General features: G+C 43.4%; 17 protein-coding genes and 1 pseudogene. 9 read left to right on the top strand and 9 right to left on the bottom strand.

Annotated features, from left to right (window positions below; all coding sequences use genetic code 11):
* Positions 1–59: 59 nt before the first annotated feature.
* Positions 60–911, bottom strand: a complete 852-nt coding sequence (locus tag ACWGOO_RS20080) for a pentapeptide repeat-containing protein (protein WP_452486303.1) — start codon at positions 909–911, stop codon at positions 60–62.
* Positions 912–1,157: 246 nt separating this feature from the next.
* On the opposite strand from ACWGOO_RS20080, the gene ACWGOO_RS20075 reads away from it, so the two are divergent.
* Positions 1,158–1,364, top strand: a complete 207-nt coding sequence (locus tag ACWGOO_RS20075; RefSeq protein WP_452486301.1) for a hypothetical protein — start codon at positions 1,158–1,160, stop codon at positions 1,362–1,364.
* Between the two features lie 310 nt (positions 1,365–1,674).
* Positions 1,675–2,202 carry a transporter gene (locus ACWGOO_RS20070; RefSeq protein ID WP_452486299.1) on the top strand — a complete coding sequence of 176 codons (528 nt, stop codon included), beginning with the start codon at positions 1,675–1,677 and terminating at the stop codon, positions 2,200–2,202.
* Between the two features lie 138 nt (positions 2,203–2,340).
* On the opposite strand, the gene ACWGOO_RS20065 is transcribed toward ACWGOO_RS20070, so the two are convergent.
* Positions 2,341–4,398: a transglycosylase domain-containing protein gene (locus tag ACWGOO_RS20065; RefSeq protein WP_452486297.1), complete on the bottom strand. Its 2,058-nt coding sequence runs from the start codon at positions 4,396–4,398 to the stop codon at positions 2,341–2,343.
* Positions 4,399–4,711: 313 nt separating this feature from the next.
* Here ACWGOO_RS20065 and ACWGOO_RS20060 point away from each other — a divergent pair, with 313 nt between their 5' ends.
* Together ACWGOO_RS20060 and ACWGOO_RS20055 are read left to right on the top strand one after the other, a co-directional pair.
* Positions 4,712–4,855, top strand: coding sequence for a hypothetical protein (locus tag ACWGOO_RS20060; RefSeq protein ID WP_452486295.1), 144 nt, complete (start codon positions 4,712–4,714; stop codon positions 4,853–4,855).
* A gap of 165 nt (positions 4,856–5,020) precedes the next feature.
* Positions 5,021–6,313: an MFS transporter gene (locus tag ACWGOO_RS20055; protein ID WP_452486293.1), complete on the top strand. Its 1,293-nt coding sequence runs from the start codon at positions 5,021–5,023 to the stop codon at positions 6,311–6,313.
* 26 nt (positions 6,314–6,339) lie between these two features.
* Here ACWGOO_RS20055 and ACWGOO_RS20050 read toward each other — a convergent pair whose 3' ends face one another.
* The gene (locus ACWGOO_RS20050; RefSeq protein ID WP_452486291.1) at positions 6,340–6,786 is read right to left on the bottom strand and encodes an AbrB/MazE/SpoVT family DNA-binding domain-containing protein; all 447 of its coding nucleotides are present in this window, start codon (positions 6,784–6,786) and stop codon (positions 6,340–6,342) included.
* 247 nt (positions 6,787–7,033) lie between these two features.
* Here ACWGOO_RS20050 and ACWGOO_RS20045 point away from each other — a divergent pair, with 247 nt between their 5' ends.
* Positions 7,034–8,434, top strand: coding sequence for a helix-turn-helix domain-containing protein (locus tag ACWGOO_RS20045; RefSeq protein ID WP_452486349.1), 1,401 nt, complete (start codon positions 7,034–7,036; stop codon positions 8,432–8,434).
* A 231-nt stretch (positions 8,435–8,665) separates the two neighbouring features.
* Positions 8,666–8,848 carry a Spo0E family sporulation regulatory protein-aspartic acid phosphatase gene (locus ACWGOO_RS20040; RefSeq protein WP_452486289.1) on the top strand — a complete coding sequence of 61 codons (183 nt, stop codon included), beginning with the start codon at positions 8,666–8,668 and terminating at the stop codon, positions 8,846–8,848.
* 10 nt (positions 8,849–8,858) lie between these two features.
* Here ACWGOO_RS20040 and ACWGOO_RS20035 read toward each other — a convergent pair whose 3' ends face one another.
* From ACWGOO_RS20035 to ACWGOO_RS20020, 4 genes and pseudogenes are all read right to left on the bottom strand, one after another.
* Complete coding sequence (locus tag ACWGOO_RS20035; RefSeq protein WP_452486281.1) at positions 8,859–9,119, bottom strand: AbrB/MazE/SpoVT family DNA-binding domain-containing protein; 261 nt, start codon at positions 9,117–9,119, stop codon at positions 8,859–8,861.
* Between the two features lie 551 nt (positions 9,120–9,670).
* Positions 9,671–10,432 carry a hypothetical protein gene (locus tag ACWGOO_RS20030; protein ID WP_452486287.1) on the bottom strand — a complete coding sequence of 254 codons (762 nt, stop codon included), beginning with the start codon at positions 10,430–10,432 and terminating at the stop codon, positions 9,671–9,673.
* 102 nt (positions 10,433–10,534) lie between these two features.
* Positions 10,535–11,116 carry a hypothetical protein gene (locus ACWGOO_RS20025; RefSeq protein ID WP_452486285.1) on the bottom strand — a complete coding sequence of 194 codons (582 nt, stop codon included), beginning with the start codon at positions 11,114–11,116 and terminating at the stop codon, positions 10,535–10,537.
* A gap of 227 nt (positions 11,117–11,343) precedes the next feature.
* Positions 11,344–11,754 (bottom strand): annotated as a pseudogene (locus ACWGOO_RS20020) (helix-turn-helix domain-containing protein); the annotation flags it as partial.
* Positions 11,755–12,176: 422 nt separating this feature from the next.
* On the opposite strand from ACWGOO_RS20020, the gene ACWGOO_RS20015 reads away from it, so the two are divergent.
* Entirely contained in the window at positions 12,177–12,329 is a 153-nt protein-coding gene (locus ACWGOO_RS20015) for a Spo0E family sporulation regulatory protein-aspartic acid phosphatase (protein WP_452486283.1), read from the top strand.
* A gap of 10 nt (positions 12,330–12,339) precedes the next feature.
* Here the strand turns inward: ACWGOO_RS20015 and ACWGOO_RS20010 are convergent, their stop codons facing one another.
* Positions 12,340–12,600, bottom strand: a complete 261-nt coding sequence (locus ACWGOO_RS20010) for an AbrB/MazE/SpoVT family DNA-binding domain-containing protein (RefSeq protein ID WP_452486281.1) — start codon at positions 12,598–12,600, stop codon at positions 12,340–12,342.
* Positions 12,601–12,920: 320 nt separating this feature from the next.
* Here ACWGOO_RS20010 and ACWGOO_RS20005 point away from each other — a divergent pair, with 320 nt between their 5' ends.
* Positions 12,921–13,358 (top strand): hypothetical protein, encoded by a 438-nt coding sequence (locus ACWGOO_RS20005; protein WP_452486280.1) that lies wholly within the window; start codon positions 12,921–12,923, stop codon positions 13,356–13,358.
* A 107-nt stretch (positions 13,359–13,465) separates the two neighbouring features.
* Positions 13,466–13,771, top strand: coding sequence for a hypothetical protein (locus tag ACWGOO_RS20000; protein WP_452486278.1), 306 nt, complete (start codon positions 13,466–13,468; stop codon positions 13,769–13,771).
* 270 nt (positions 13,772–14,041) lie between these two features.
* Here ACWGOO_RS20000 and ACWGOO_RS19995 read toward each other — a convergent pair whose 3' ends face one another.
* Entirely contained in the window at positions 14,042–14,530 is a 489-nt protein-coding gene (locus ACWGOO_RS19995) for a DUF1036 domain-containing protein (protein ID WP_452486276.1), read from the bottom strand.
* Between the last annotated feature and the right edge of the window lie 3 nt (positions 14,531–14,533).

Genomic DNA, 14,533 nt, shown 5'->3' with positions numbered 1-14,533 from the left:
GTTAGGTTCAACAATAGACCACTATCATAGGTAGCGGTCTATTGCCTTTTGTATAAAATCTAATGTAACCAATGGTCTGGAATGCTTAGAGAAGGGGGTAATTTGGTTTTACAATTGCCTTTAGCCGAATTTAATTGTGCTTGTGTAAGAAAAATACTTCCTTCGAGATTAGCTCCACTTAAATCAGCGTCTCTGAAATCTGCACCGATCAGGTCGGTCATTCTCATATCAGCTTCTCGGAGGTCAGCAGCAATTAGTAAAACGCCTCTCAAGTTGGCACCTCTAAGATTAGCGCCTCTTAAATTTGCACCCATAAGGTCTCTACCCCTAATTTTTTCACTATATTTACTGTGTTCCATGTTTTTCTTAACTTTTTCACGCACTAACTCACTTGTTTGTAGGAGTAAATCATTAACAAGTGCCCTATGGGTTGGTACATGAAGATTTATGAGGGATTTTGGAGTTTGATCCGTAAGTTGCTCGGTTTTCGCCATAGCTTTTTGTAAGTCTGCATAGATGGGTTGAGCTTCTTCTAAGCTCAGGGCTTCATTTAAGTAATAAAGCATTTCGTAAAGCTGTTGCATGATGGGAAATACATTGAATATTTCCTCAGCTATTGCTGGGTTGTCTCGCCAACTTTTTCCGTTGTACATCACTTGAGAAATCTTTTGACCTGCCCCAAAGCAATCATATACAGTACAGCCTCGTAAGCCGTTATTTCTTAGATTCTTATGAATCCCACAACGATAATCCGCTTGCAAGTTTTGACAAGGAGTCCCTCCAGCCTTGTTAAAAGCAAAATCAGCTGATTTTGCATAAGGTAAAGCTACACAACATAAACCAAAACATGTTTCACAATCTGCACTGAATTTTTTTTGAATATTGCTGTTATTGCTTGATTTATTAGACAATTTTACACATCCTTCTACTAACAAATATAAAATTTGATATTATCATCAAAAAAAGATGGAATATTATTTTAATTGGACCCGTATGATTTTTATTCAATATAACATGCTGTAATTTGTCTGGAACGGAATCGCGAATTTGTTGAAAGTATGGATCACATCGGGGCGGTCTATTTCTTTTTCATGTAAGATAGCCATGAAGGTTTGACCTTTTAGAGCGAATACAGCATGTAACACGGTTCCATCCTCTTGATAAACGGAAATCCGCTGCTTGCGATTGGTTCGTCTATAGGAGGTACGTATATCGTTCATTACAACGTAACCAATCCATCAGGCTTGGCGGCAGATAAAGTCACACGTCAGGCCGTTGTTAAGCCGATCCCTATGTATTACAAAAGCCCCCCGTTAAAGGAAGGCTTTTGCATTTTGACGCTGAGTATGGCAACTCAGCGTTAATTGTAAATGTAACTAGACATACAGTCAATACCTACTAAGGTCAAACGTTGGTGATAAATTGATCATATGCCACAGCTAATTCAGAGTCATAGTGAAGTATCCATTACCGGACTGGCTTTTGATAATGGCTTTTGAGTAAAAACGCTCGTCTCTATCCGAATCTTAATCCTTCGATTGCAGATGATATACGTCCAAATAAGACTATTATAGATGAAGGCAAAAGGAATGGCGGTGGTATGGGTATTCGCCCAGTCCACGGGCTGATGTCCCGCATAGGATACATCAGCCTAGAACACAAGGAGTGAAACACATGTCTTTACTGCCACAAGTCCCTTTCGGAACGCAACCAGGGACTCCAGGTTCATTCACGCCGTCAGGTCCTTCGATTCCACAATTTCCTGGTACAACACAGGGGGCGTTCCCATCGCCAAACCCTTTGTCACCACAGGGACCTTTTGGCCCGCCAACAGGGCCAGGGTCGTTTTCGCCGCCGCCGGGATCATTCGGTCCGCAAGGACCCTTTGGCCCTCAGGGGCCGGGAACCCAAGGTCCGTTGGGACCGCAAGGGGGGCCACAAGGCGTTCAGGCGCCGACTGCCCCACCCCCGCAATTTACACCACCGAAGCCGCTGGTGTCGGCCTATGCTATTGATCCCTTAGCCATTTCCGGCTGTTTGTTCCGCAACACGTTTATATGGCTGACGAATGGAGAGCGCTTCTGGATGTATCCGGTCTTTGTAGGTAGAACATCAGTGGCGGGATTTCGGTGGAACGGACGTTTTTGGACATATTTTGGGATAGACACCAACCGCATTGAGTCGTTTAGCTGCTATTGGTAAGCACGATATCGGCAGAAACGCAGGTTTAACCGGATGAATGCAGGTGAAAGCTGTAAGAGAACTAACTAGGTAGATGTAAAAAAGGAAGCAAAAAGACTGAAGGAGCGCTGATAGCATTCCTTCAGTCTTTTTTTGTGGTCATTCTATCCACCATCGCTTGAAATTGCCCCACCATGACTTCTTCTCTGCCTGCCGCTCCGCTTGGCCATTTGGCGTGACTTCCGGCGGTTTGCCCTGCCCCGACAGTGTTTCCTTCGGTTCTGTCCCGCTTACGAACACTTCCAGCCGCTTGTCGGGACTGTCCGGCGCAGCCAGCTTGCCGCTGGCCGGATCAATGTAGGCGCTGACGACGCCGTCAGGAATGGGAAAAATTTTGGGCGGCACATTCTCCAGCGCTTTCTCCGTATACTGCGCAAAAATCGGTGCCGCCCGCCGGGCATCCTGCGTGCTGATGGCCTTGCCCTTGTCGTAGCCGACCCAGACGGCGGTGGAAAGCTCGGGTGTGAAGCCGACCATCCACGCATCGGTGTTGGTCGTGCCGCTCTTGCCGGCAACCGGGCGCTTGATCAGCTTCGCGACCCGGTTGCCGGTGCCGCCTTCCTCGAACACGCCTTCCATGAGGCGTGTGAGGACGTAGGCGGAGGCGGGCTTCACCACCTGCTCGGGCGCGGCCTGCGGCGCTTCATAGAGCGACCGCCCGGCCGCATCGGTGATGCGCAGCACCGCCACCGGGGCGACCTTTTGCCCGCCGCTGCCGATGACCGAGAAGGCCGAGGCCATCTCGAACGGGCTAACGGGCGACACGCCCAGCGCCAGTGACGGCACGGGCTTCAGCTCGCTTGTGATGCCCATTTTGCGGGCGAGATCCATGACCTTATCCGTCCCCACCTTCAAAATGGTGCTTACGGCATAAATATTATCGGACGCCGCAATCGCGCGTCGCAGATCAATTTCACCCAAATATTTATCTCCAAAATTTTTGGGCTTATAGGTTTTGCGGTTGTTGTCGTAGTGAAACAACGTCGGTCGGCTTTCGAACTTGGACGTACTCGTCAATTCGCCGGAATCCAGTGCGCTCAGATACATAATCGGCTTGAAGGACGATCCGGGCTGCCGGGTTGTGGCGAGCGCGTGGTTGTACTGGTTGGCGACATAGTTGGCTCCGCCGACCATCGCCTTGACCTGTCCGCTACGCGGGTCGATGGAGATCAGTGCCGTCTCCAGACCGTTACTGCTCTTCATGCCTTCGCTTACTGCCGCCACGGCTGCCTGCTGCATGTGCATGTCCAGCGTGGTATAAATGCTCAGACCGCCATGCTCCAGCACGCCCTCGCTAATCCCAAGCTGTTGAATCACGAGCTGGCGAACGTAGTCACGGAACCAGGGGGCGGCTTCAACTGTCCGGCGCTGGCTCTCGGGCCGCAGGGCAAGCATTTCCCCGTAGGCCTTGGTGGCTTCAGCCTGAGTGATTTTGCCTGTGAGTGCCATGGAGTCCAGTACAACCTTTTGCCGATCCTTCGCGTTTTTCATATGACTATACGGCGAATAGTAGGTCGGTCCTTTTGGAATACCTGCCAGCAGGGCGCTTTCAGCCAGATCCAAATCTTTTGCGGGTTTGCCAAAATACATCTGGGAAGCCGCTTCAATGCCGTAGGCACCGTGACCATAGTAAATTTCATTCAAATACATTTGCAGCAGCTCGTCCTTGGTGTACTTCATTTCCAACTGTGCCGTGTAGATGGCTTCCTTGGCCTTGCGTGTCCATGTTTTTTCATGGGATAGATACAAATTACGTGCAAGCTGTTGTGTCAGCGTGCTGGCCCCTTGCGACATGTCCCAATGGGTCACATTGACGAGAATCGCCCGGCCCAGACCTTTGAAATCAAAGCCGAAATGATCATAAAACTTCCGGTCTTCCACAGCCAGCGTAGCCGCAATCAGATCGGGTGAAATGTGCTCCAGCTGGACAGGAATGGATTCCTTGCCTCCGGAAGAGAAGGTGGCAATGACTTGGCCCTGGCTATCGAGCAGCCGCGAATTTCGGTCCGTATCCGCGAGCGGGAGACTGGTGGTATATAAATAGGCGAGCAGAACGCAGGCGGCGATGACCGTCAGAATGGTGAGTGACAGCAGTCCCTGAAACCATCGAAGCCAGAGCGATTTGCGCTTGGGGGATTGTCCAGTTGTACCGGCCATCATGCCACCTCCTTCCTTGGTTCATGTTCTCAGTATTGTCAATCCGAAAGCGTCTATTCATCAAGTGCGCGTACGTGTACATTTTATACGAGATCGAGTCTGAAAAAGGCTTTTGCAGGCTATTTATGTATCGCTTATACTGCAAAAAAGTGTGATAGCGCAGTGTGTTTGGTTACAATAAATATAGCAAACTCGGCGTTAATGTGTTATAGATTCGTGTTATAGATACAATGAAGTCGCTGTTTATATTGCCACGACCAGAAAAGCAAGGGCGCGACCTGGACGATAAAAGGATTGTCGGACACATACTTTGATGAGAAAGAAGGTTGAAATCGACGGTAAGGTGATCGAATATTCCAGCGTTGAAGGAAGATGGCATCTTTGTGGCCTGTTTTCGGGTGAAAAAGAGCGCTACAGGCGCTTTTTTGGTTTAAAAAAAAGGGATAAACGAGTGTGAGAGCATACGGGGCAAGAGATTTCCTTTTAAAATAAAAGAAGGAAATTTAAGGATTATGTAGAATATACATAAAAACCAAACATTAGACAGAATTGAAATATCAACTAGGGAAGGTTTGGTTATGTAAACCCATAAATATGATGTGCGAAAGAGGAGGGAACCTTTGTGATCAGACGCTCTTTTTATTATCTGTGGGGGTCTCAGACGATCTCCAACGTAGCGGATATCATCTACATGTTGAGTGTAGTGGTATTGGTGTTCACCTCAAGCAACTCTTTAATGACGACCATTTTAATTCCGTTGTTCCGCCTGTCTGCGCAGGTGCTTAGTGGGTTGGTGGCTCCCGTGGTTCTCAGTCGCTTCCGGCTGACGAGGATTTTGCTGTTTTCTCAATTTGGGCAGTTTGTCATTTTTACACTGCTGCTGCTCTATCTGTGGATCACGCCTGAGCAGAGGTCATTTCTGTTCATTATTGTAATGGTGTTCGGCATGTCATTTCTGGATGGCTGGACCAACCCGGCACGCAATGCGCTTGTACCCCGATTGGCAACCGGCGAAGGACTAATGCGTGCGAACGGCATGATGGCGGTCAGTGATCAAGTGGTTAAATGTGCAGGCTGGGCGTTGAGCGGGATGATTGTGGCATGGCTCGGTTCCCTGAATACGCTGGTGATCGCATCCTGTTGTTATTTGGTGACTGTAACGGTTACATCCTTCATTCGTGACCCGCTGGATCAAAAGGAATTAAGCCCCGAATCTTCAGAATCCTCGACCCATCGGGCAGAAACAGCAACAGCAAAAGAAAAAGGCTCTCACTGGAAGGAGCTTGGGGAAGGTTGGCAAATCATTTGGCATAACCGCCGTATTCGGTCTCTGATGATCGTGGACAGTGTGGACAGCATTGGAGGAATCTCCTGGCTGGGTGTATTTATTTTGGCATATGTTACTCAGGTACTGCATCAGGATGCAAGCTGGTGGGGCTTTATGAATGCTTCCTTTTTCTCCGGTATGATTCTGGGCGGGCTGCTCGTCGTGGGCTTGGTCAAGCGGCTGCAAAAGAACAGCTTTCTGTACATGCTCGGAGCGTTGCTTGTGTATGTGCTGATTACGGTGGTGTTTGCGCTCAATACGATCCCGGTCGCTGCGCTTGTTCTTTTTGCTGTATCCGGTTTACCCGTCCAAATGGCTGGTATTATTCGCCGCACCTTGCTGCAAACGAGCGCCCCGGCAGCTCAGCTTCCCAAAGTGATGGCGAGTATTGATGTGCTTACGAATCTCGCTTTTGGCCTGTCTTTACTGTTCCTGGGCTGGTATGCAGACCGCTTTGGTATGGTGCAGGTATACCTGCTGGCTGCGGCTATGACCACCATTGCCGTCTTGATTGGTTGGTTCTATCGCCGCGATTTTCAGGAAAGTGAGCAAGTGGACCAACCAACCGCTCCGGGCGCAGGAATTTGAAGCTGAGGCATTTGTTGATGAGACCCCTACAATAACCTTTTTAGTTGAGATACACGGCCTTGTGACACCCCAAGCCATTTTGCATATTCATTCTGTGTTGCATTAGGATATCTGTGCGCAAGTTCTTTTAGGCTTTCGATCAATTTTTGTGATGACTGATATGTTCTCTTTTTTCTATGCGTATGTTCCTTAACAACAGGTACCGGTATTGGACTAACGCCTATGTTCTCCTTCAATTCGACCGTACAGCTTTTACATAAAAGAGAACCCCTGAAATACGTTAGATTTTCAGTTGAGCTACACAGCTTACAGGAAGCCCCAACAAATTTTTGCATACCCAAAAAGCCTGTTTCATAATCGGCAAAAAATTCCACTGGATCATCCATATCCAAGTTCATAGTTGCACGGATTTCCTTGGGAATAACGATACGGTTTAATGAGTCCAATCGGCGTAGCATACCTGTATTTTTCAAATGATAACCCCTCCTGAAATTGTATTTTTTGAGAATGATCGTTCCCTTCTCTGTATCTGCAAAAATTTCATGTAAAAAATATCCTATAATAAAGATAAAAAGCAATAAAATATAGCTATTCTTTATTGTTCCAAAAGATGGTAGTATTATGGATAGGCAAATAAATCATTATATTATAGGTTTTCCAACTATAGGGTTTGTTCAGATGAGCATCATATTACAGTTCACGCTGAAAGGGTGGTTTACCGTGGAAAACACACCTACGATAAGAGCAGAATTGGAAAAATACCTGCAACAAAAAGGGTTGAGCAAGACCGCGTTTGGACATATCTCAGGATTGAATCCGGGCACCGTCAGTGGTATTGTGACGGGGAATAAGTCCATTTCCGTGAATCAATTGGATCTGATTACGCTAGGAATGAGCTTACCACCGGATCACTTTTATGAGCGCTATTTTGAAGAGTATATTATAGATGAACCGCTGAACTGGCGAAAAATTAGGCCGTTCTTGTACCGATGTGTGGAGCTTCGTCGGCTGGATTGTTTGAAGAGAGTGGTCTATCTTTTGCTAGACTATGTGACCTACCCACCTTTACTCTTTAAAGTAGCCGAAAATGCTTTCAAAGACGGGTACAATGAATCCGCTGCTTTTCTGTATACAAAAGTGGCTGAGAGTGAGAAGCACCAGCATTCAGAACGACTTGCCGTGTGCCAGTATCGCTTGTTCACGATAAATATTGGACAAGATCAAGCTGTTAATCTTGAAGCAGCGGTCAGATTTGAATCGTTTGTCAACCGGTTGAACGAAATCGATCAACTGGATGCTTTGAAAGACTTAGCGAACGTATACAGATCAATGGGCTATTGGGACAAGACATATACGTTTGCTAAGGAAATGGGACGGCTAGGGAAAATACAATATGACATGGTTTACAACTCTGGACGTAAGGAACAAGGGCTACGAAAGAAACCGAGTGATGGACCCCTGTTTGCATACATAGCCTACGCTGATCTGCTGTGTGCAAATGCATGTGATGCAAAAGGAAATTATGCACAAGGTTTAGAGCATATTCGTGCTTATACTGATTTAAGCTGGGTAAAGGAGCAGGATTCAGATACACTCCATTGGCTCGGCTTGTTTCAACGTTGGGCGAAAATTAATACGTACGTGAATAGGCTGATGTCTGGAGATGTTAGCGTGCTGCCAGATTACGTAGAGTATATGGTGGGTGAGCAACAAATTTTTGCCGAACTCTTGAACGTCATCGAAGCTGCTAATCGGTACGATATGGATGTGGATCATATTCTCCAGCGCTTTGAGCCTCAAATTGCAGCCTATCAGGAACCATCGTCTGCTGACCTGTATACACAGCAGGTTTTACCGGAACAGTACGTACGGTTTTGGTATAAGATGGCTAAGTACAGCCTAATTAAAGGGAGATATCCATATGGTTTCAAATGTTTAGTAACCGCTTTTGAAAAAGCTGTTACAATAAACCATGCACTACTCATTTCCAATTGTTCAGGTTTGTTTGGCCGTTTCAGAGTGCATGCTGCTCCTGAAACAATGTCTTGGTACGAAAAAACGTCTCAGGAGGTGTGGGAAAAAAATGATCAAAAAGATGGCTTTGTTCTTGACGGTAACTAGCTTCTTACTGGTATTTGCACTACCAGCCCAAGCTAATCATCAATTTCATGGCACAGTCCAACTTCAGGATCACCTTGGTGGATTTTGATCCAGGTTGCAACTTATCTACCATTGACCAGCTTAAAATGCTGGTCTTTTTTTGTCTGTTTACAGATTTTTTTGGTTGAAAAAAATAACGATTCGAATTTGCTCAATCCCTCCTAAAATGAGATTCATTAGGAGGGAATGTCGATGAATACGGATGAAACGTTACAACAACAAATGGAAAATGCTCGGCAGCAGCTTCATGATCTATTTGAACAATACGGTTTGGGACATGCGTGTGTTCTTGAGCAGTCTATGTTATTGGATGAACTTATTAATCAGTACAACCGTATGTTCCAGACCAAAAAACCTACGGAAATGCCCAACTGATGTAGCCAGATCACACTGCTTTCAGTTCGCGTATACATGGAATACAGACGAAGGAATCTCCATAAGGCATCAAACTATGATTAGAGCCACACAACTTACATTGTTTTTTGTTGATTTCAATTAGGATGATGCCTTGTTCTTGTAGAGAAAACTCTAAACCATCTTGTTTTTCAATGCCCAATTCTCTCCTGACGTCTATCGGTAACACGATTCTTCCCAAATGATCTAATCTCCTAATCCATCCTGCTCTATGCAAAACTGATCCTCCCATCACATAACGAGTATGATTATAACACCATATCTATAAAATGACTTATTTGATATAAAAATACATACTCATGTCATAAAATGTAATAAATTAGTGCAAAGGAGTGTAAGTGTGAAATACAATATTAATTTATTTGGCAATAACTTTGATTGTGAATTGCATGTGCAAGATAGCGCCTTGTCCATTGCATTGGATGAGGACAACAAAGCTGGCAATCACCGCCACTCACCTACTCACTAGAATTATTGAAGAGGAGTATCAAAGAGTCAAAGGGACTGGGCAGGACTCGAAAGGAGTCCTGTTTTTACGCTTTAAACAGTCTAGTCAGGCAATTATGTAGGTGAAGACTCTCGGTGATAGAAAAAGAATGGTAGCGATATTGATTGGTATTTCTTTCGACCTGATCCATATAAAAAAGATGACTCCTGATGAATACAGGAACCATCTACTAACAGCATAATCTAGCTCTTTTCTTTTATGTGTCCACAAATAGGGTTACAGTCCACTTTCAGACCGCGCCCTTTTTTTGTTTTTTGGAGAAGGGATGTATTTTTTTATTTTTTAAAATCAGTCGCTTCCATAGGCACCTTTCCTTTTATTAGGAACCATTTTTTGTTTTTGTAATTTTGAATCATTCCAATATCAAAAATGATTGAATTTACATTGTTTTTTGAAAGGATGTCTCTGGAAATATCAGCCTCTAATGTATACTTAACGGAGTTATCGTCTATCTTTTGATGAGAAAACTTTATATTAGATGCATACTTTCTAATTTGGGATGGGAATATATATTCTATTTTGGAGTTCCTATCTTGAGGAAGTATGATATCTGTCAGCAAGTGTCCATCTTTGAATTTTAAATGGAAATTATTAATTTCAAGGATTTCTTTATCAAATTCATTTAGACTGTCTTCCTTAAAATTTTCGAAATAGTATTGACCGGAATTTAACCGTACAGTGTTTCCATCCTTGAGAACCACTTCGACAGCATCAAATTCACGAATAAAATTGATAGCTACAGTCAATTCATTTTCATGGATCTGAACAATTTTTACATTATCTGATACAACTTCATTCTTTAACAATAAAGAAGCCTTTTTAATATTTAAACCTTCTACTTTATAGGGGAAACTAATTTTAATTTTTTGAGGGCTATCATCATGAGAATTGAAAATGAAATAACTATTCTCTCGTACACTTACTTGTTGTATATACTTCAACTGAGTGTTTTTACTTTTATTTGATTCATTTATAACCTTTTCTTGATTATTGTTTGTACATCCAAATAAAAACATAGAATTAGTCAGCAGCAACATGATGATTAGAATAAAACGTAGTCTCAATATGTAGTCACCTCTTTTTGTAATTGGTAAACCCTCCTCATATCGAGGAGGGTTATGTAATCGGTTTATTTTAAATTAGCTTGCGTTATCATAACTTGAAGCTGTGTATTTAGTATCGCCGAACCATCCCGTATTTGTATACTCATAATTTCTTTTTATACCTCTTGCAGCGCTTTTTAGTTCAGCAGTATGCCAAGGTTTAATGGTCACGTCAATGGAAACTTTCTTTCTGTATTCCTGACCGATCTTTAAACTCATCTCACCTTCTGCAACTGCTGAAAAACCATATTTAATAGTTCCAGTTACTTCGCCAGTCATTTTTGATTCCGTTTCCAAATTCATTTTTACACTTTGATTACTTCCATTGTTAAATCTGTCGTAATCATTACCTGTATAATAATTACTTGAATTCACAAATGTCCATTTATTAGTGCCCATCGGTTGAACTAGATTATTCTCTCTGTTTAGAGTTAGGGTATCTTCTTTTTGCTCTTTATCCAATTTTTTAATGTCCTCAGAAGAATAATATGGAACACCATCAATATACAACTGATCTCCTACATTACTTTCGACTGGGTGTTTGAAATTCCCTTCTAATTCGCTCTGATCTGAGGCAGCCTGTGCAGTCAACGCTGATAGATTTAGCATTAAACCCAAAATAAGTGCTGATTTTATTAATTTATTTAAATTATTTCACTCCTTATATTTTTTATATTTTATTCAAATGAATCATATAATTTATACATAAATGGGACAATTCTACACAGGACCTAAGTTTAATGATTTTCTGTTTCACAAATTCCCACTCAGTAGTTCTCTATAAGAAACATAATGTCGTAAGCTCTTGAATAATTAAGAGCTTACGACATTATGTTTAGATCTCCCTAATTCTCAGCAGTAATGGTCTTTAACGATTGGCGGTATTTAAGCGGGCTAGTGCCCCTCCAGCGCCTGAACTGTCTGCTGAAACGAGCCAAGCTGAAGTATCCAAGCAGAGAAGCCACCTTGTTCAGCGACAGATTGGGCTGCTGGATCAGCACTTTCGCCTCGTGCAGCTTCGTCTCCGATAGGTAGTGACGCGGCGGATAGCCGTATACCTTACGGAATACCTCCTGTGCGTATCCGGGACTAATACCGAGGGAGGCTGCCACATCCTCAATACGGAACGTCGGCTTGGTAGATTCATCATCCCGATAAGGCTTGAACCTTGATTGAATGGCCTCCATAATGGCTTTGGCATACTGAACGGATGAGGGCGAAAGTGTAGGCTCAGGGAATACAGTTGTTGAAATTAAAAATGGAGTAGCACGAGCTGTTTGGCAATTTAGAGATGGTCAAAGTATCGAAAATATTGTTGAAAAAGCAGGGATCAGACCTGCGTATGAATATGTAAGTTGGATTCCAGATATTCAGATGTACAATGATGGAAAAGGACAAATCGGTATTTCTTATAAGGATGATAAGGGGCAGCAACAAAGTTTTAAGGCTAGTTCTCAATCTTATTCCTAACGAGACTAAAAAATAATAACATCTTTAAAAAAGACGATCCTTCCTACTGGGGTATGACCAGACCAACTTAAAATGCTGATCTTTTTTTGTCTGTTTTACGATTTTTTTGGTTGAAAAAAATAACGATTCGAATTTGCTCATTCCATCCTAAAATGAGATTCATTAGGAGGGGGTGTCGATGAATACGGATGAAACGTTACACCAATAAATGGAAAATGCTCGGCAGCAGCTTCATGATCTGTTTGGGCAATACGGTTTGGGACATGCATGTGTTCTTGAGCAGTCTATGTTATTGGATGAACTTATTAATCAGTACAATCGTATCTTTAGACCCAAAAAACCTACGGAAATGCCCAACTGATGTAGCCAGATCACACTGCTTTCAGTTCGCGTATACATGGAATGCAGACGAAGGAATCTCCATAAGGCATCAAACTATGATTAGAGCCACACAACTTACATTGTTTTTTGTTGATTTCAATTAGGATGATGCCTTGTTCTTGTAGAGAAAACTCTAAACCATCTTGTTTTTCAATGCCCAATTCTCTCCTGACGTCTATCGGTAACACGATTCTTCCCAAATGATCTAATCTCCTAATCCATCCTGCTCTATGCAAAACTGATCCCCCCATCACATAACGAGTATGATTATAACACCATATCTATAAAATGACTTATTTGATATAAAAATACATACTCATGTCATAAAATGTAATAAATTAATCGAAAAACAAGCTCTATGTATCACGGCACACGCAGGCTGACCGCGCCAAAAGGCAGTGATCAGTGCTTCTCCAATTTTGATAGCCGGCGGCAGGGCGATAGAGAGAACCGACCTGCTAACACTGGAATTTTAACCATAAAAAAAAGAAGATGGAAATTAATCATGCGGGTGTACAATGTCAGAGTTGTTGCCGTCACTTAGGTAACGAGTAAGAGAGGAGCTAAGAGATTGAGAGCGAAGAAAGTAAAAGATTTATCCAACCAGGAGTTAGTAGATGAATATGGCTATATTGCTGCAAAAGAAGCTACATGGATACCGGGTCCAAACGGGAGAGGAATCAAACAATTTGAACAGACTATGCAGCAAAGCCAACTGCTACGGATCGAACTCTTGAGCCGATTGGGTGAGTCGAAGGAATCCGATTTCTCATATACTTGGGAACAGGAAACATGGGCAGATGATGCCAAACGGTCTAGCAAGTTACAAGAGCACCTGAATCATTGGGCAACCGATAAAAAGTGCGTGCTCACGCTCACGGATGCCCTTGAGGAAGCTATTTATTTGTTGGGTACATTTGATGAAACGGGGGGACAGAGGGAAACAGCTCGTAAGGAAATGCGCCTGATCCGGTCTTTTATACGTAAATATAAGCGTCTTTTGTCCTAAAATGAGATAGGCTTTCTAAGCCTTGATTTTCAACTGTTCTACTTGCTAATTACAAAGCTTTATATACGAAATATGGAGCTGGTCAATTTGCATGGTACCAAGTGATAATGAAACGCAAGAGAGAATCATCCACGAGAAAAAAATATGGAACATTAATATTTTGGCCAACACGGGAAACAGAAGCAAATAGAGCAGAAGCCGTGCTGCAATCTTTTGACGGAACCATGCTCACCTACAAAATGCGGTCTATGGGCAGCTATTCTGGGCGCTCATTGTCTATGTCCTGCTCAAACGACGTGGCCCAAACATGCTATTCTTTCCTTTGCCCGATTTTCTCGTCTATTTCTTCTGCAAAAACTACCGGTGGAATGGCTGATTCAGATCCAGCATGTTCTTCTCAACCGTGGTTCTAATCCTATTAATTAAATCACTTATTATGGATATTCAACAGGCGTGCCGTCCTAGGCTGGGGGGCTTTTTTGGGTTCTGAAAAGCGAAGGCCGCCGATTCCGGAGAAGAATCAAGCGGCCTTCTGTGTAAGCGAAACAGAGGACTTGCCTCACGCTAATGTTGTATCATAATGGAATAGTTCTGGCGCGGACGTCATCGGCAGCTCTCGCGGTTGTTCACTTTTCCGAATGGCGTAAAGTATCGCGCCGTCCGTATAGAGCTGTCATAAAACTCTACTTCCTTCTCCCATATAATGGTTTTATATTCTTACCCCACTTACCTAATTTGCCAGGTGACTTAAAAAAGCCCAGCTTACTTTTAAATTTTGGTGTTCTTTTTTTCGACACTAGAGTACGTCTTGACTTAGATGTACCTTGGGTACTATCTACAAGCTCTAATGTGTAGTTTTCGGAATTGCCAACATTGATCTCATCGAACCCTACACTTCTACAGCCCTGGCATCTTTCTATCCAGCACATTGTGAAAGCCGTTGTAGGAACATAGGTGTAGAAATTACCATCCCACGAATTACCAAAACTGTCATATCCATAGATATAAAACGATTGGTTTGCGGCTGATCCAGTCACAAGAAGTGAACGCCTACCAGGGGCTATACGGTACCAACCCTTCTTAACATAGGTGATAGGGCTACAACCAGAATCATAGTACCCGACAGCAACGAATATGGGGTTAGGCGTACTGTTTCGAACATAAAAACCCATTGT

Source organism: Paenibacillus sp. NPDC055715, assembly GCF_053617595.1.
Note: the sequence above shows the minus strand (reverse complement) of the source record. Positions and strands in the feature narration are given on the sequence as shown.